This window comes from Gemmatimonadota bacterium (assembly GCA_022560615.1).
Lineage (GTDB): Bacteria > Gemmatimonadota > Gemmatimonadetes > Longimicrobiales > Gaopeijiaceae > UBA1138.
The window spans coordinates 45,249-61,244 of record JADFSR010000023.1 but is presented as its reverse complement, the minus strand read 5'-3'; the positions used below and the strand labels follow the sequence as shown (position 1 = coordinate 61,244).

The window sequence follows — 15,996 nt, the reverse complement described above, 5'->3', positions numbered from 1 at the left end:
GGCCCGACCACGCGCAGGTAGCTGTCGAAGTCTTCGGATATAAGGTCGATCGAAAGCGTGTGGCCAGGCTGCCGTTCCAGGGCCTGCATAAAGACGGGCCACCCGCGGCGCCTCCCAACACTTTTTTTGGGGAAGCGAGGTCGCGACGACCTATCCGAGCCTGATGCCCGTCCGCTCGTCAAGGAGGTCGATCACCCGGGGCTGGCACCTTCTGTAGCTCAGTCGCATGTTGGATCCAGACTGAAGGTTCCAAGGCGGGGTCATGAACAAGATCGGCACGACGGTCTCGCACTACCGCATCCTCGAGATGCTCGGAGAGGGTGGGATGGGTGTCGTCTACCTGGCGGACGACACCAAACTGGACCGTCGGGTCGCGCTCAAGTTCTTGCCGCCCGCGGTGAGTGAGGACGAGATCGCCCGTGAGCGTTTTCGTCGGGAGGCGCTGACAGCGGCTTCGATCGATCACCCGTTTCTTTGCAACATTTACGAAATGGGCGAAGACGACGGTGTGGCGTTCATCGCGATGGAGTACGTCGATGGACGCACGCTGAGTGACGTGCTGCGCGAGGGCCCGCTGCCGCTGTCCGAAGCGCTGCGACTCGCGGAAGAGATCGCGGAGGCGCTCACGGAGGCGCACGAAGGCGGCATCGTTCACCGGGATCTGAAGCCGTCGAACATCATGGTGACCTCGGGCGGGCACGCCAAAGTGATGGACTTCGGTCTCGCCAAGCTGACCCTGCGAGAGGGCGACGAGCGACACTCGAGTCGAGTCGCGCCGCTCACCGAGACCGGTACCACGACCGGGACCCTCGCCTACATGTCCCCCGAGCAGATCGAAGGCAGTGAGATCGATGCGCGGTCCGACCTCTTCGCCTTCGGGGTCATCCTCTTCGAGATGCTCAGCGGGTCGCACCCCTTCGAGAGGTCGACGCCGCTCGCGATGACCACCGCGATCCTGACCGAGGCCGCACCGCCGCTCACCTCCGAGATGAAGACGGTACCCGACGAGGTCGACGCCTTGCTGGCTCGGATGCTGTCTCGCCGGCCAGATGACCGACTCCAGACGGCGCGTGAGGTACGTACCGCGCTGCGGAAGCTGCAAGCACCGTCCGGCGCCCGCCCAGCCCCCACGACGGTTCGCTGGGCGGTCGCAGTAGGTGTCGTCGCGCTCGTCACCGCTGTGCTGCTTCCGTACAGGTCCCGACTCAACGTCGCGCGCGCACAAGCCCTGATTCCCGAGGTCGAACGCCTCGTGCTCGCCGGGCAATACACGTTGGCCCATGAGCTGGCTACCGAAGCTGGTCGCTTCATCGCGGAGGACTCGGTTCTCACCACTCTGCTGCCGGCCGTGACGGACCGGCTGACCATCACCACCGAGCCCGCTGGAGCGAACGTGTACCTCCAGCGGTTCTCTGCGGGCGATGAAGAGGCTCGTCAGTTCATCGGAACGACCCCCATCGTCGATTTCGAGCTTCCACGTGCCGACTACCGGGCAACGATCGAAGCCGAGGGATTCGCGCCCCTCGAGCGCATGGTCTCGAGCTCGCTCAACCGGGCCGAGGTGCGGCTCGGCGCGTCGCCGTCCGTCCGGATCGAGACACGGCTGATCCCGATCGACTCGATGCCCGACGGCATGGTTGCGGTGCCCGGAGGGACGCACCGATTGATTGGCCGGAGGTTGGCCCGGGTCGGTTCGGTGCAGCTCGATGACTTCTTCATCGATCGATACGAAGTCACCAATGCCGCCTACCAGGACTTCATCCGGGCCGGTGGCTACTCCGACCAGGACTATTGGAGAATCCCGATCGTTCGGAACGGCGTCGAGCTTCCCTTCGACGAGGCCGTTCGGCAGATGACGGACAGGAGCGGCCTGCCGGGCCCCCGGGGCTGGACGAATCAGGAGTATCCCGAGGGAGAGGCCGACTACCCGGTTACCGACGTCACTTGGTACGAGGCCTCCGCGTACGCGGCGTACATGGGTAAGCAGCTGCCGACCGTTTTCCAATGGGAGAAAGCGGCACGAGATAGCCTCTACACACACTTCGAGGACTTTACGATGCCCTGGGGCCTGTCGACGACAGCCGCCGCTGGGGAGCGGGCGAACTTCTACGGAAGTGGGACCGTAGCGGTCGACAGCTTCGCCTTCGGCATCAGCCCCTTCGGGGCGTACAACATGGCGGGGAATGTCGCCGAGTGGATTCTCAACGAGCGGGGCGCCGGGTACGCGACAGGGGGCGCGTCGTGGGCCGATGCCCCTTATGTGTTCGGCTCGGGCGGGTCGATGCCCACCTTCGGAACGTCCAATACGGTCGGTTTCCGACTCGTCAGCACGAATCGCGAGAATGCCACGGATCAGGGCGGGGCTCCGATTGCGCCACTGGAGATGTCGATTCCGGTCACCCCTGTGGACGACGCGACCTACGCGGGCTTCCTCAGCCACTACCGCTACGACAAGTCCGACCTCGAACCGGAGGTCGTCGAATCCGTCGAGACTCCTGATTGGACCAGGGAGAAGATCACCTTCAATGGTGTCACGGAAGACCGGGTGCTCGCGTACCTGTACCTGCCGAGACAGGGCGTCCGGCCGTACCAGTGCATCTTCTGGATCGTGAGCAGCACCGCATTCTTCGGTCGCACGACGCCAGAAGAGGTCGAAGCGATTCTCGCGCCACAGATCAAAGCTGGGCGAGCCGTCATGGCTGTCGTCCCCCGCGGTGCGATCGAACGGCCGTGGCCGGGGCATCTCAACGGACTGCGCGGCCCCTTGCGTGGCACGGTCGAGGCGCGCGACGAGTCGCTGCTCTGGGTGACCGAGTTTCGTATGGGCTTGGACTATCTGGAGACACGCCCCGAGATCGACATGAGTCGTATCGCGCACGCGGGTTTCAGTTGGGGCGCGGTTCTCCGGGCGATTGTCTTCGACGCCGTCGAGCCACGGATCCGGTCGGTCGTCTACATCGGAGGCGGAATCTGGAACTACGGGATCAGCTACCTACCAGAGATCGACGAGTGGAACTTCGCGCCGCGCGTCGCCAAGCCGGTGCTGATGCTGACGGGGAGATTCGACGAGGAGATCCCGTTCGAGCCCTGGGGAAGAGACCTCTACGAGCTACTGCCCGGACCCAAGCGCCTCGAGCTCATCGAAAGCGGGCACCTGCCGCCCGTGGAGATCCGGAATCCGCTCATCAGCGAATGGCTCGACGAAACGCTGGGGCCCGTGTCTCGCTGATTCGGCTGCCTGCCGCTACCGCACACTTTGCGGGGGCGCGAGGATGTCGAGTGAGGGAAAGTACGTGCGGTACCGGCCTCCGTCTCTCGTGAGCAGCGTCATCCGTGCCACTGCCGCGTGCGCGCCGATGTAGAAGTCGGGTAACGGCGAGTGCTTCGCCCCGCCGCGCCTACGGTACTGCACGAAGCACTTGCCCGCGAGAAACGCTGCCTCCCAGGGCAACGCATCTCTCCGGAACATGGCTGGCGGCAACGCTTCTTCGAGTTCCTCGATGCGCTCGAACCTAATGGAGACCTCAGCATAGATGAGCGGATCGATCACAAGTACCGAGCGCTCCGCTTGTGACTCGAGGGCAGCGGAAGACCAGTCGACCCACGCTGGATCTTCCGTCAGAACATCAAGCAGAACGTTGCTGTCTACGAGGGTGCTGCTCACGAATCCTAGCCTCGAGTGAGCGCGAGGATCTCATCGGTGCTCATCCGTACGTCTCCTCGGCCCCGGAGATGCTCGACGACCCTCCGCCCGCGACGTGGGATCTCCGCCTTCTTCAACACGACCACGTTATCGCGTACCTCGAATTCGACTTCGGTATGCGGAAGCAGACCGAGCCGTTCACGAATCTCCTGGGGAATCGTGACCTGTCCCTTGCTTGTGATCTTCATCGGCACTCCTGGTGATTCTTACTCTTACCGATAAGAGTAATACCGACTTCCTTTCGCTTCAATCCGAAGTGATGCCCAAGAGCCCCGATGGGCCAATGGCCCGGTGGGCGGGATGGACGCTGTCCAGATCGGAGCTGGGGCGTTAGCCGTAAGGTCTGCGCAGCGCCGAGTCGGACCTCACCTCCGGGGGTCGTTACGTGAACATAAGAGTCTGCCGCACCCTCGTTTTCTGCGCGCTCGCGCTCCTGATTCCAGCCGCCGCCGGCGCTCAGCACTTCCCGTCCGACGAGGACCTCACCGCGCTGATCCGGTCCCGCATCGAAGAAGACCGGGCAGTCGGCATCGTGCTCGGCGTGATGGAGGCCGATGGCTCGACGCGCATCGTCTGGTATGGGGACGCTGGCCCGAACGCGCGACCTCTTGGCCGGAAGTCGGTCTTCGAGATCGGCTCGATCACGAAGGTGTTTACGGCGACGCTGCTCGCGGACATGGTCGCTCGGGGTGAGGTCTCGCTCTCCGATCCGGTCTCCGACCACTTGCCCGACGGGGTCACCATGCCCTCTCGCGGGGGTCGGGAGATCACCTTGCTCGACCTGTCCACGCATCACTCGGCGCTGCCGAGACTTCCCGACAACATGTCGCCCGCGGATGCGACGAATCCCTACGCCGACTACACGGTCGCTCAGATGTACGCGTTCCTATCCGGTCACGAGCTTCGGCGCGACATCGGCTCGGAGTACGAATACTCGAACCTCGCGGTAGGGCTGCTCGGCCACGTGCTCGCGGGCGTCGGAGGAGGGAGCTACGAGGACGTCGTGCGGGAGCGGATCCTTGAGCCACTCGGGATGAGCATGACCGGCATCGCGCTCGACGGGGACATGCGTGACTGGATGGCGGAGGGCCATAACCAGCAGGGCGATGTCGTACCGCTCTGGGACTTGCCGACCCTGGCGGGCGCGGGGGCACTCCGGTCCGACGTCGAGGACATGCTGACTTTCCTCGCCGCCAACACGGGGGCGCCCGGCTCGCGGCTCGAGCGCTCGATGCGCGCCAGCCACGAGGTGCGGAAGAGCGTCAGCGCGCAGATGGGCATAGGCCTGAACTGGCACGTGCGGAGCGTCGGCGACGAGAAGATCGTCTGGCACAACGGAGGCACCGCCGGCTTCCGTACCTTCATCGGCTTCGATCCGGACAAGGGCGTCGGGGCAGTGGTGCTGACCAATTCGGGACACGGCGCCGACGACATCGGCTTCTACCTCATCAACCCGGACGTGCCGCTCGTGCCCGCGCCCGCGCCGCCGGTCGAGCGGACCGAGGTCGAGGTCGCCACGGCCGTCCTCGAGACGTACGTCGGGGAGTACGAGCTCGCGCCTACGTTCTCCATCGTCGTGACGCTGGAGGACGGCGCCCTGTTCGCACAGGCCACCGGGCAGCCGAAGTTCCCCCTGTTCGCGGAGTCGGAGACGGAGTTCTTCCTGAGGGTGGTCGATGCGCAGGTCTCGTTCACGAAGGACGATTCCGGCGCGGTGACCGGGATCATCCTGCACCAGGGCGGGGCGAACCAGCCGGGACGCAAAGTCAGGTAGGTTCGACCCTCTCCCTCAGTTCCGCCCAGCCGCCCCCCGCCCCAACTGCAACGCCCGGGCTGTCCCCGCGGTAATCCCCCCATCCCCCCCCACCGTCACCATGCGGAACCCCTGCTGAAGGCGCCGCTCCACTGACCCCGCCCCCGTCGTGATCGCACAGGGAACGTCATGCCGCAGACAAGCCGCCAGCACCGTCTGGATTGCCGTCTCCACCTCTGGAGCGCCGGGGCTGTCCCCGTACCCCATCTGCGTCGCGAGATCAGAGGGGCCGATGAAGATCACGCCGACGCCGGGGGTGGTGACGATCTCTTCGACCCTGTCGACGGCTCCCGGACTCTCGATCTGGATGATCGTGAGCAGGTTGCCGACGGGATTCAGCGGCCAGACGTCAGCCTTCTGGAAGTATTCACCGCCGCCGATTCCCCAGTACCACGAGGCGATGCCCGGTGAGCGGCCCCGACGTCCGAAGGGCTCCCTGATGTCGGACTCGAGCGGCCGAGGGTAGCGCATCGAGGACACCGCGTTGAGCGCCTGCTCTCGGTTTTCCACCATGGGGAACATGATGCCGAACGCTCCCATATCCAGCGCCTGCTTCACGATGAAGCTCATCATCTCCGCGCCGTTTTGTGGAACTCGAACGAGGGGGGTGACCGCCATCTGGAGATGCCCGTTGGCCGCCATCCTCTGCTTGTCGGTCATGCCGAGCAGGAAGATCCGCAGCGTCTCGGGACTCCACGGGCCGTGCTCCATGTCGATGATGATGAAGTCCAGGCCGGACCTCGAGAGCGCGCGGGCGCTGGTGAGGGACCAGTCCCCGCTGATGATGCCGAACACCGCGTCCTGGCCGTCGAGCAGCTCGATCACGCGGCTGAGGCGTGTGTCTTGTGCCTCGAGCGGGGCCGGAGCGAGAAGGACCGGACCGGCAAGGACGGTGCAGACGGCCACGGCAGCGGCGGAACGGCGCGATGGTATGAGCAGCATCAGTTGGCGTCGCTCACGGGCACGGTGCCGGTGGGTTTCAGGTACGTCTCCCACCAGCGGAGCTCGTTTATCATCCGGTGCACGTTGTTCCAGTGACCTCGGATGCCATGCGCCATGCCTTCGTAGATGATGAGCTTCGTAGGTACCCGCTGCTTTTTGAGAGAGGTGTAAAGTTGGATCGAGCCCTCCAACGGAACGCGGTAGTCGTCCTCGCCGTGGACGAACAACGTGGCGGCCTGGACCCCGCCCGAGTTGAGATACGCGGACTGCCGGATCATGACCTCTCTCGCCTCGGGATCCCAGGGCGGTCCGAGGAACTCCATCTCCTTGGTGCGTGAAACGTCCGAAAGCGCGTAGTTGCTGGTCCAATTGGAGGCGCCGGCGCCGGGGACGGCAGCCCTGAACCGGTCTGGATAACGAGTGATCAGCCAGTTGGTCAGAATGCCGCCGTACGAGTGGCCGGTCGAACCTACGCGGTCTCGGTCGATCGGGTACCGCTCGATGAGGTGGTCGACGCCCGCCAGCACGTCCTCGCCGTCGTTGGTGCCCCAGGCTCCCCACGTGCCCCACTTGAAGTCGTCGCCGTAGCCGGTCGAGCTGCGGAAGTTGGGTAGGAACACGAAGTACCCGTTGGCGGCGAACAGCATGTTCTTGAAGTTGAAGCCGTATCCCGAGGCGCTGTGGGGACCGCCGTGGTTGACGACGATCAACGGGTATGACCCGGCCTCCGCGTCGTAGCCGTAGGGGTACAGCAGGAAGCCCTCCACCGGCGTGCCGTCGTAGCTCGTGTAGAGGATCCGCTCCGACGGGCGGCTCGCCACCTCGACTTCGGCGAGGAAGTCCCGGTTCACATCCGTGAGGCGGCGCTCGTTCCGCCCGTCGATGTCGGCCACATAGACATCCGGGGGTCGCTCGAACTCACCCACGGTATACGTCATGCGCCGGAACGACCGGTCGATGTCGAGTCCTTGGATTCGGCGCTCGCCTGTGGTGACCTGCTCCACGCCGCCTCCGTTCGGGGCGACTCGGAAGAGGTGCCTCGCTCCGCCGATGCCAGTGACGAAATAGATGTACCGACTGTCCGGCGACCACATCGGCGTGCCGGCATCGAGATCCCACTCCTCGGTGAGGTTCACGGGCTCGCCACCGTCGGCCGGCCGAATGTAGAGGTCTCGCGGTCCACCGTGCTTCAGCTTCCGGTCGATGATCATGTTGGTGCCGAAGCCGCGCGTGTACGAGATCCACCGACCGTCAGGCGAGAAGCCTGCTCCCGAGTATGTGTAACCGTCGTCCGTGAGGCGGGTGAGCTGCCCCTCTACCGTGACCAGGAAGAGGTCCGACCGGCTGTAGGCCAGCTCGTCGAGCACGGATTCGTCGGCGCTGAAAAGGAGCGCGCTCCCATCCGGCCTCCACCGCACGCCGCTCGGTCGCAGCCCCAGCTGCGTCAGCTGGCGGGCGTCACCACTTCCGTCGGCGGGCGCGAGGAAGATCTCGGTCAGCGCCTGCTCTCCGGGATCCGGGAGCGGGAAGCTCTGACGGTCGCGCCGGAAGGGGTACCAGTCGAATGCCTCACCCTTGAACCGCTCCTCGTGGCGCTTCTCGAACGCGGTCATGTCGAGCTGCGGACGCGCCGGCACCGGCATGTCCTTCGTGAGGGCGAGCCAGCGCCCGTCGGGGCTCGTGGAGCCGGCCGGCTCCACGCCGTCGTCGCGGACCGCGGGTTCGCTCAAACGTGACGGATCGATCAGCCAGTCGGCGTCCTCAGAACGGAACCGCAGGCGTCCATCGTCGGCCCAGCGAGGGTCGGACACGTCCTGACCGTCGTGTTGAACCCGTACCGGCTCGGCCGCTCTGTCGGCCTGCACGATCCACGACTCTGTCGCGGTCGCATTCGTCTCCTCGATGCGAAGCGAGACTGTGTAGGCGATCCAATCCCCCGCAGGGGAGATCCGGGGAGCTCCGACGCTCTTCACACTGTAGTAGTCCTCCAAGGTAAGTTGGCGCCCCGCCTGAGCCGACGCGGGGGCGGACGCGAGAAGTACTACACCGAGAGAAAGGATGATCCGGCGCATGGCCGCCTCCATCTGCTGTGATTTGGCTGCTGTGATTTGGCTGCTGTGATTTGGCTCGGATTCCTACCGCCGACCCACTCTGGAGAGAAAGTCCACGACTGAGTCGTAAATGGCAGCATCGGCCGCCGTCCGACCTTCCTCGTCGACGGCGTCGACGTCCACACCGAGCTCCACCGCGAGCTTGACCGCTTCCAGGCTCAGAGCTTCCAGGTCAGCGGGATCCGGGGACACGAATGCCCTCATTCTGCGCGAGCCACCCATACCGACCGCTGCCATGAGCGCAGTGGTGGCTTCGGTCGTGCGGTTGGCGCCGTACGTGCCGATGGTGCGCATATAGTCGGCGTGATGCACGAACAGCGGATCGGCGCCGTGCTCGGCGAGCAAGCGCATGACGTCGGGTTGGCTGAAGCGAGCCGCGAGCCAGAACGGCGAGGCTCCGACCAGGGCAGGGTGAATGGACCAGTCCCTAGAAGCGCGCCTCGTGGGCGTCCAGTTCGCGAGTTGGGCGTTGGCATCCGCTCCGTGGGCGAGAAGCGTGCTGACGATGCGTACGTCCCGACGCATGACCGCCACGTGCAGCGCGGAGAACCCCGCGCCGGCCGCATCGGGGTCGGCGCCCTCGTCGAGCAGGAACTCCACCAGATCAGAAAACCCGGAGTGAGCGGCGAGAACCGTCGCGCTGACGCCCCAGGCATCGGTGGCGTCGACGTCGGCACCCGCATCGGCGAGTAGCCGTGCCGATGCCAGGCCTCCCACCCGGACCGCGAACAGCAGCGGCGTGTTGCCGCCATGGGGAACATTCTGCTGGTTGGCTGGAATGCTGTGCGGCGGGATGGCCATGACCTGGCTCCAGGTCTCCGACCGGGCGTGCACGTCCGCACCGTACTCGATCAGCACGCGAACCGCGTCAGGATGCCGCTGGGAAGCCGCCCACATGAGCGCGGTCTGACCGCGCGAGGCGGTGGCGTTCGGATCGGCACCGGCGGCGAGTAGCTGCCCGACCACCTGGGCTTGGCCTGTGCGAGCCGCGGTCATGACGGGGGTCTCTCCGGAGAGTAGAGCGGCGTCGGCATCCGCTCCAGCCTCGAGCAGGCTGCGCACCATCTCCACGCTTCCGTTCAAGCTCGCATTCCAGAGGGGCGTCGCGCCGAGATCGTTCGCGGCGTTCACGTCGGCGCCGGCGCTGGTCAGCAGCTCGGCGGCCTCGACATCGTCCCAGTAGCTCGCCCAATGGAGCGCGGTCGCTCCGTCGGGCGCCGTAGCGGTGGCGTCCGCTCCTTGCTCGAGCAGGGTCCGGACCGCCTCCCAATCCGCGCTCTTCGCCGCCTCGATCAGGGGCGCCGGGTCAGCCCCTGTGGCCCCCACGAGCACCAGAGCCAATTCCAGCGGAATCAGGCCCCTGACGCGCACGCTCATGCGCCGCGCACCCTCGTGAGCGTCCTTCCCGAGCGATCGCATTCCGGATCAGAGCCCGGGCAGCGTATCGAGCGGAAGCGCTCCGGTGCTCGCCCCGTGCGACTCCACCGGGACGCCCAACTTGTCCATGAGCGTGACGAGCAGGTTCGCCATCCCAGGATCGTCGGAATACTCGAGGTGTCGGCCGCCTCGCAGGGTCCCTGCGCCCCCGCCCATCACGAGCAGCGGCAGGTTGCGGCCGGAATGCCGCGTGCTGTTGGAGATACCCGAGCCATACAGGATCGTCATGTTGTCGAGCAGGTTGCCGTCGCCGTCGGGGGTCGCCCGCAGCTTGGTCAGATACCGGGCGAACAGTTCGGCGTGATACCGGTTGATCCTCGACATGCGCTCGACCAGCTCCGGCTGGTCATTGTGATGCGAGAGCGGGTGGTGCGCGTCCGGGACACCGATCTGCGGGTACGGCCGCGGGCTCTGCTCTTTGCCGATCATGAACGTGATGACGCGCGTCAGGTCGGTCTGGAGCGCCAGCAGCTGCAGGTCGAGCATCAAGTCCAGGTGGTCTTCGAAATCGGCCGGTGCACCTTCTGGCTGCTCGAAGTTGGGCAGCTCGATATCGATCTGAGCTTCGGCCCTCTCGATGCGCCGCTCGACATCCCGGATGGCTTCCGTGTACTGCTCCACCTTGATCTGATCCTGCGCGCCGATCTCCCGGCTTAGCTGACCGAGCTTGTCGAGCACTGAGTCGAGGATGCTCTTCTGCTGTCTCAGCCTGTTCTCACGAGCGCCGCGCTCGGTGGAGCCCGCGTCGCCGAACAGTCGCTCGAACACGGCCCGAGGATTGTACTCCGTCGGCAGCGGCTGCGTGGGGCCGCGCCATGAGAGCGTATGCGTATAGACGCAGCTCAGGTTGCTGCTGCAGGCGCCCGCGTTTGCCGGGGCGTCCATGGCGAGCTCCAGCGAGGCCACCTGGGTGATCCGGCCGAACTCTCGCGCCAGGACCTGGTCCATCGATACGTCCGCGACAATCTCGGTCTCGGTACGTCCACCCTGAGGAATGCCGGTCAGGAACGATCCGGAGGCACCCGCGTGAATCTGGTTCCAATTCGCTCGGATCCCCGACAGGACCAGCATCTGATCCTTGAAAGGCGCGAGCGGCTCGAGGATCGGCGTGAGCTCGAAATCAGCGCCTATGCCCACTGGCGACCAGTAGTCCATCGCCATGCCGTTCGGCACGTAGAAGGTTTGGAAGCGATGCACGCGCTCAGGCGCAGACAGTCCACGCAGCCCGACGGGTACCATTGCATCGAGCAGCGGCAGCGCAAGGCTCGCGCCCAAACCTTTAATGAGGGTTCGTCGGGGGAGCGATTTCCCCAGGATGGTCATCATCTGTGAGCTCCCATGTGTGTTCTGTTCGCGCCTCAGCTCGCTTCCACGGACCTGCGCATTAGGAAGGCCTGGCTTTTAGTGATTCCGAGTACGATCGATGACCAGCGGTAGCCGCCCGCTTCAGCGTCGCGCACGATCTGGCGCACCGTCGGCTGATCGAAGTGCTCCAGTGGACGTCCCAACGCGTACGACATGAGCTTCTCGGTTACTGTGCGAACGAACTGCTCATCATGCTCGAGCAAGAATGACCGCAACGCTGCCACTCCGCCGAGCTCGACCCCGCTGGGCCACGTCCCGCGGCTATCCACCGGATCACCAAATTCATCGAAGTCCCGCCATCCACCCACGGCATCGAAATTCTCCAGCGCGAAGCCCAGAGGATCCATGAGCGAATGGCAACTGGCACACAGGCGATCGCTCCGGTGCCGTTCCAGCCGCTCGCGGATGCCCAGCGCCGCCGTTCCCGCACCCTGGTCCAAGCTCGTATCGACGTTGGCCGGCGGCGGTGGTAGGTTCGCACCCAAGATATTGTCCAGCAGCCACTTGCCCCGCAACACGGGCGACGTGCGGTCCGGGTACGAGGTGATCGCCATCAGCCCTCCGTGCCCGAGCAGACCCCCGCGTCGCTCGGGGTTCGGTAGCGTGACCCGCCGCGGGCGGCTTCCGTACACACCCGGGATCCCGTAGAACCTCGCCAAGCGTTCGTTCACATAGGTGTAGTCCGCGCTCAGCAACTCCACGATCGGACGATCGTTGCGCAGAGTACTGGCGATGAACATCTCCGTCTCCTGCTGGAACGCGTCCAGGAGACTCTCATCGAAATCAGGATACTTGAGCGGGTCGGCGAGCTTCTCGGGGAGGAGGCGCAGGTTCAGCCACTGAGCCGCAAAGCCCTCTACCAGTGCGTTGATCGCACGCGGATCGGCCAACATCCTGCGAACCTGCTCCTCGAAAACGGCGGGATCCGTCAGGCGACCGTCTTCCGCCAACTCGAGCAAGTGTTCGTCTGGGATGCTGCTCCACAGGAAGAAGGACAGCCGGGAGGCGACCTCCACGTCACTGAGGTCGTAAACCTCGTCCGCCTCGACCCCGGCCGGCACACGGCTGACGCGCACGAGAAACTCCGGATCCACCACGAGTCGCTCCAACGCGAGTTGGATCCCTGTGTCGAAGCTTCCACCTTGTGCACGACCCTGACGGAAGAAGTCGAGCAGCACGTCGACGTCGTCTTGCGTGGCGGGCCGGCGATAGGCGCGTCGGGCCATCCTCGACAGGATCTGTTCGGCGCACGCGTCTTCTCGTGCGCCCGTCTCCGGACGGCACACGAAGATCTCGTTACGGCTCGGAGTGTCCGCCACCGTTCCGGTGGTCTCGTACGGCCCCCCGATCTGGACCGAGTGCACGCTCGCGTAACCCATGTAGATCTGATCGTTCGTCAGGACCCGCCCTCTCTGAAGCGGCTGCGGTAGCAATTCCGGCTCCCACTGCTCCCTGATGAACGACACCCCGACCACCGCAGGCCCCGCCTCGACCGTCACCCGCGCCTCCAGATGCGCGTCGCCACCGGTCTGCATGTACACTTCCCACGCCGGAGCCCCGAAGGAACCCGGCTCGCCCGAGCCCGCGTAGCTGGCGGCTGCGGGCCTCGAGTCGAGCGCACCTCCGCCCACCGTGAACCTCTCGACGAGCGCTCCATCGAGCCGGAGATCGAGCTGCTGCGGCCATCCCATGCCCATCAGGTAGTCCTGGTACTGCCTGCGCAGCCGGATTTTGAGCAGGTACTCCCCATCCACCGGGAAATCGTATCGCACCGCGATGCCGCCCCGAGAAGCGAAGGGGAGGTCTTCACTTTGCCGCTGATCCTGCACGACGTGCAGCGGGATCTCGAAGGTCTCCACCCCGGGAGCCACGGGAGGTAGGCCGGTAGCCAGGCGTGTCACCTGCCGCGCCACCGACATGTACCGCTCCATGTGGGTGGTCGTGATCGAGAGCACGTCCGCGAAATTGTCGAAGCTGCCGTCCGCCGTCTCGTCACCCGGCAAGAGGGACTGCACGTCCACCTCGAGCGCGAACAGGTCGTTGATCGCGTTGTTGTACTCCAGGCGGTTGAGACGATGCACCGGATTGGTCGTGCCCGGGTTGGGCTCGGCCTCCGCAGCCGCCCGGTCGAGCTCCGTCTCCAGCCAGCTCGCCACCAGGTCGTACTCGGCCGGATTGGGCCGTGCCACGTCACCCGGCGGCATCGTGCCCGTGCGCAGCTTCCGGATCACCGTCTCCCACTCCTCAGACGCCGCGCTCGGCTCTTCCACGTCCAACACGTCGAGCGCCAATCCGCCCCGCAGGCGCCTCTCGTTGTGACAGCGAACGCAGTACTCGTCGAGGACCGCTCGCACGTCATCCGGGTCGATCGCGGTTGGGTGGGGCGTGGCGGCGATCACCACCAGCGCGATCCCGACACCGAGGACCAGCGCGACGATGGACGCATGCCCAGTTGTGGAGCGTCGGTCCTTCATTCGTCGTGATCGGCTGCGTGCGCCGCGACCCGCTTCACTTCCTCGCGGGAATGATCCTGCCGCAGCGCCCGGTTCTTGGCCCGAAGGCCACGTGTGGCGCGCGCCTGCGTGTGCTCCGAGCTCACCGCGGACCTCGACATGATCCTCTCGAGGTCGTGGCTTCCGCACGAGGAGCACGTGGGCGCGCGAGAGGACTCCAGCACCAGGTGTTCGAGCTCACGTCCGCACGAAGAACAGCGGTATTCGAAGATAGGCATAGCGTCACCAGCCGGACCCGGTTGTCGACCGAGAATAGCGGTTGAGCGGCTGACATTCCACACACACGGTTGTAAGGGCGCTCGACAGGGTTAGTATTCGGAGCGTCTTACCAGATATCTATCGATCGGAGTGTCGTTGGTGTCCACGGTCACAGTGTCCAGCAAATATCAGGTGGTCATTCCCAAGGATGTGCGAGATCGCCTCAACATCCGCCCAGGCCAGAAGGTCGAAGCCTTCGCCATAGCGGGGAGGATCGAGCTCGTGCCCATCCGCCCCGTTTCGGAGATGCGGGGCTTTCTCCGGGGAATGGACCCGAACTTCGAGCGTGAGCCGGACCGCGACCTGTGAACGTCGTCGACTCCTCGGGATGGATCGAGTACTTCGTGGGAGGGCCCAACGCCGGCTTCTTCGAACAGCCACTCCACGAGATAGAGAGCCTTCTCGTGCCCTCGGTCACGGTCCTGGAGGTGTATCGCTACGTGCTGCGGGAACGTGGGCGGGGGGACGCATTGACCGTTGCCGCCGCCATGCGACAGGGGCGAGTGATTGACCTGGATCAGGGACTCGCCATCGAAGCGGCCGATCTCGGCGCGAACCACGGCCTCCCGCTGGCCGACAGCATCATCTATGCGTCGGCGCTCGTGTACGACGCCACGCTTTGGACTCAGGACGCCGACTTCGAAGGGTTGGATCAGGTAGAGTACCGGGCCAAGGCGTGAGGGGGCGCAGGACTAGCAGGGACCGCGATCCTCGAGGAACAGGGTGAACAACGGTTCGTAGTCGTTGCCATCGGCGGATCGCAGAGCTCGGATGTAGGCGCCGCGCGCGTCCCCCGCTTCGTCCAGTTCGCGGCTCTTCCAAGCGAACGGCGCGCGGCCACTCTGGTGGAGAAGCATGTCACACCAGAGGCGGGCATGCCGACCGTTTCCGTTGGGGAAGGGGTGGATCTTGACCAGGCGGTGGTGGAGTCGCAGGGCGGCCTCATCGATCGGGAAGGTGCCGTGCTCCATCCAGAAGACTCCATAGTCAACCAGCTTCCGGACCTCTTCCTGAATGATGGCCCAGTATGCTCCGATGTTCTTGTCTGACGTCCTGTAGCGACCGGCCCATGCCCAGGTCTGGTCGAACATCCGCCGATGCAATTCTCTGACCGTGGGTTCGCCAAGGGCGGGAGTCCGGGCGCGAAGGACCCAGGCGGCTGCCTCGAGGATGTTCTCCTGCTCCCACAGGTTGAGCTCACCACGGTTTTGGATGTGGGAGGGGAGTAAGTCCGCCGCCTCATCCGCATCAACCGGGGTGGCGCCTTCCGGTTCGTTATCGAACATCCCAGAAGTTCCTACCCCGGTCCCGGAGAACGTCCGCGGTGATCTCACTGGTCTGGCGTCGCCTTTCGCTCATGGGGACTCCCTGGGCCTCCAACTCCATCGACTCCGAGACCCGCGCGACCAGGCTCGCAGCGAGGTGTTCAGCTTGCCGCTCGAGGATGTTGCTGAGCGAGTCCCGCGGCACCATGGCATATACCAGGTCGCAATCCATTGCCTCGGCCAGTTTTCTGAGCGAATCAAGCCGTATCGTTCCTTTGGATTCATTGGACTCGGCGCTGTGGACCGCGGTCTTCGAGAGGCCGGTTCGTTCGGCCAACTGCCGCAGGGACATCCCGAGGGCTTCACGAACGGTCCTCGCCCAACCCTGACCAGGCGGCGGGCGCTCGCGGAGAGCCTGGAACGGGGTCAGTGCCTCGTCCAGCTGCCGTATCCGTAAATCCTCAAGTCTACCCATGGTTCGGAGAGTCTCAGTAGAAAGGTACCATTATAATAGAACGATCACGATAATATCAAGCTATTATAATAGATCGTTCTACTATATACCATACCAGTATAATAGAACGACTAT

At 64.9% G+C, this 15,996-nt stretch carries 14 protein-coding genes; 4 read left to right on the top strand and 10 right to left on the bottom strand.

Annotation, left to right across the window (positions count from 1 at the left end; all coding sequences use genetic code 11):
- Positions 1-262: 262 nt before the first annotated feature.
- Positions 263-3,229 (top strand): protein kinase, encoded by a 2,967-nt coding sequence (locus IIB36_13505; GenBank protein MCH7532756.1) that lies wholly within the window; start codon positions 263-265, stop codon positions 3,227-3,229.
- 15 nt (positions 3,230-3,244) lie between these two features.
- Here the strand turns inward: IIB36_13505 and IIB36_13500 are convergent, their stop codons facing one another.
- Together IIB36_13500 and IIB36_13495 are read right to left on the bottom strand one after the other, a co-directional pair.
- Entirely contained in the window at positions 3,245-3,664 is a 420-nt protein-coding gene (locus tag IIB36_13500) for a type II toxin-antitoxin system VapC family toxin (GenBank protein ID MCH7532755.1), read from the bottom strand.
- Positions 3,665-3,669: 5 nt separating this feature from the next.
- Positions 3,670-3,891, bottom strand: coding sequence for an AbrB/MazE/SpoVT family DNA-binding domain-containing protein (locus IIB36_13495; protein MCH7532754.1), 222 nt, complete (start codon positions 3,889-3,891; stop codon positions 3,670-3,672).
- Positions 3,892-4,088: 197 nt separating this feature from the next.
- Here IIB36_13495 and IIB36_13490 point away from each other — a divergent pair, with 197 nt between their 5' ends.
- Positions 4,089-5,477 carry a serine hydrolase gene (locus tag IIB36_13490; protein ID MCH7532753.1) on the top strand — a complete coding sequence of 463 codons (1,389 nt, stop codon included), beginning with the start codon at positions 4,089-4,091 and terminating at the stop codon, positions 5,475-5,477.
- 15 nt (positions 5,478-5,492) lie between these two features.
- Here the strand turns inward: IIB36_13490 and IIB36_13485 are convergent, their stop codons facing one another.
- From IIB36_13485 to IIB36_13460, 6 genes are all read right to left on the bottom strand, one after another.
- Entirely contained in the window at positions 5,493-6,458 is a 966-nt protein-coding gene (locus tag IIB36_13485) for a hypothetical protein (GenBank protein MCH7532752.1), read from the bottom strand.
- Positions 6,458-8,530: a S9 family peptidase gene (locus tag IIB36_13480; GenBank protein ID MCH7532751.1), complete on the bottom strand. Its 2,073-nt coding sequence runs from the start codon at positions 8,528-8,530 to the stop codon at positions 6,458-6,460. The genes IIB36_13485 and IIB36_13480 overlap by 1 nt, the downstream gene beginning before the upstream one ends.
- A gap of 63 nt (positions 8,531-8,593) precedes the next feature.
- A complete protein-coding gene (locus IIB36_13475) occupies positions 8,594-9,946 on the bottom strand; it encodes an ankyrin repeat domain-containing protein (GenBank protein ID MCH7532750.1) in 1,353 nt (450 codons plus the stop codon).
- A gap of 48 nt (positions 9,947-9,994) precedes the next feature.
- Positions 9,995-11,332: a DUF1552 domain-containing protein gene (locus tag IIB36_13470; protein MCH7532749.1), complete on the bottom strand. Its 1,338-nt coding sequence runs from the start codon at positions 11,330-11,332 to the stop codon at positions 9,995-9,997.
- A 32-nt stretch (positions 11,333-11,364) separates the two neighbouring features.
- Positions 11,365-13,845 (bottom strand): DUF1592 domain-containing protein, encoded by a 2,481-nt coding sequence (locus IIB36_13465; protein ID MCH7532748.1) that lies wholly within the window; start codon positions 13,843-13,845, stop codon positions 11,365-11,367.
- A complete protein-coding gene (locus tag IIB36_13460; GenBank protein ID MCH7532747.1) occupies positions 13,842-14,102 on the bottom strand; it encodes a zinc ribbon domain-containing protein in 261 nt (86 codons plus the stop codon). The genes IIB36_13465 and IIB36_13460 overlap by 4 nt, the downstream gene beginning before the upstream one ends.
- A 139-nt stretch (positions 14,103-14,241) precedes the next feature.
- Here IIB36_13460 and IIB36_13455 point away from each other — a divergent pair, with 139 nt between their 5' ends.
- The gene (locus IIB36_13455; GenBank protein MCH7532746.1) at positions 14,242-14,451 is read left to right on the top strand and encodes an AbrB/MazE/SpoVT family DNA-binding domain-containing protein; all 210 of its coding nucleotides are present in this window, start codon (positions 14,242-14,244) and stop codon (positions 14,449-14,451) included.
- Positions 14,448-14,822 carry a type II toxin-antitoxin system VapC family toxin gene (locus IIB36_13450; GenBank protein MCH7532745.1) on the top strand — a complete coding sequence of 125 codons (375 nt, stop codon included), beginning with the start codon at positions 14,448-14,450 and terminating at the stop codon, positions 14,820-14,822. The genes IIB36_13455 and IIB36_13450 overlap by 4 nt, the downstream gene beginning before the upstream one ends.
- 12 nt (positions 14,823-14,834) lie before the next feature.
- On the opposite strand, the gene IIB36_13445 is transcribed toward IIB36_13450, so the two are convergent.
- Both IIB36_13445 and IIB36_13440 read right to left on the bottom strand, forming a co-directional pair.
- A complete protein-coding gene (locus IIB36_13445; protein ID MCH7532744.1) occupies positions 14,835-15,428 on the bottom strand; it encodes a mobile mystery protein B in 594 nt (197 codons plus the stop codon).
- On the bottom strand, positions 15,418-15,882 hold the full coding sequence (locus IIB36_13440) for a mobile mystery protein A (protein ID MCH7532743.1): 465 nt from the start codon (positions 15,880-15,882) through the stop codon (positions 15,418-15,420). Before IIB36_13440 ends, IIB36_13445 begins: the two co-directional genes overlap by 11 nt.
- Positions 15,883-15,996 lie beyond the last annotated feature (114 nt).

Excerpts from the sequence above, each read along its gene's own strand:
- IIB36_13505 (MCH7532756.1), top strand. The coding sequence starts at position 263 with ATGAACAAGATCGGCACGACGGTCTCGCACTACCGCATCCTCGAGATG.
- IIB36_13495 (MCH7532754.1), bottom strand. The coding sequence starts at position 3,891 with ATGAAGATCACAAGCAAGGGACAGGTCACGATTCCCCAGGAGATTCGT.
- IIB36_13485 (MCH7532752.1), bottom strand. The coding sequence starts at position 6,458 with ATGCTGCTCATACCATCGCGCCGTTCCGCCGCTGCCGTGGCCGTCTGC.
- IIB36_13480 (MCH7532751.1), bottom strand. The coding sequence starts at position 8,530 with ATGCGCCGGATCATCCTTTCTCTCGGTGTAGTACTTCTCGCGTCCGCC.
- IIB36_13475 (MCH7532750.1), bottom strand. The coding sequence starts at position 9,946 with ATGAGCGTGCGCGTCAGGGGCCTGATTCCGCTGGAATTGGCTCTGGTG.
- IIB36_13470 (MCH7532749.1), bottom strand. The coding sequence starts at position 11,332 with ATGATGACCATCCTGGGGAAATCGCTCCCCCGACGAACCCTCATTAAA.
- IIB36_13465 (MCH7532748.1), bottom strand. The coding sequence starts at position 13,845 with ATGAAGGACCGACGCTCCACAACTGGGCATGCGTCCATCGTCGCGCTG.
- IIB36_13460 (MCH7532747.1), bottom strand. The coding sequence starts at position 14,102 with ATGCCTATCTTCGAATACCGCTGTTCTTCGTGCGGACGTGAGCTCGAA.
- IIB36_13445 (MCH7532744.1), bottom strand. The coding sequence starts at position 15,428 with ATGTTCGATAACGAACCGGAAGGCGCCACCCCGGTTGATGCGGATGAG.
- IIB36_13440 (MCH7532743.1), bottom strand. The coding sequence starts at position 15,882 with ATGGGTAGACTTGAGGATTTACGGATACGGCAGCTGGACGAGGCACTG.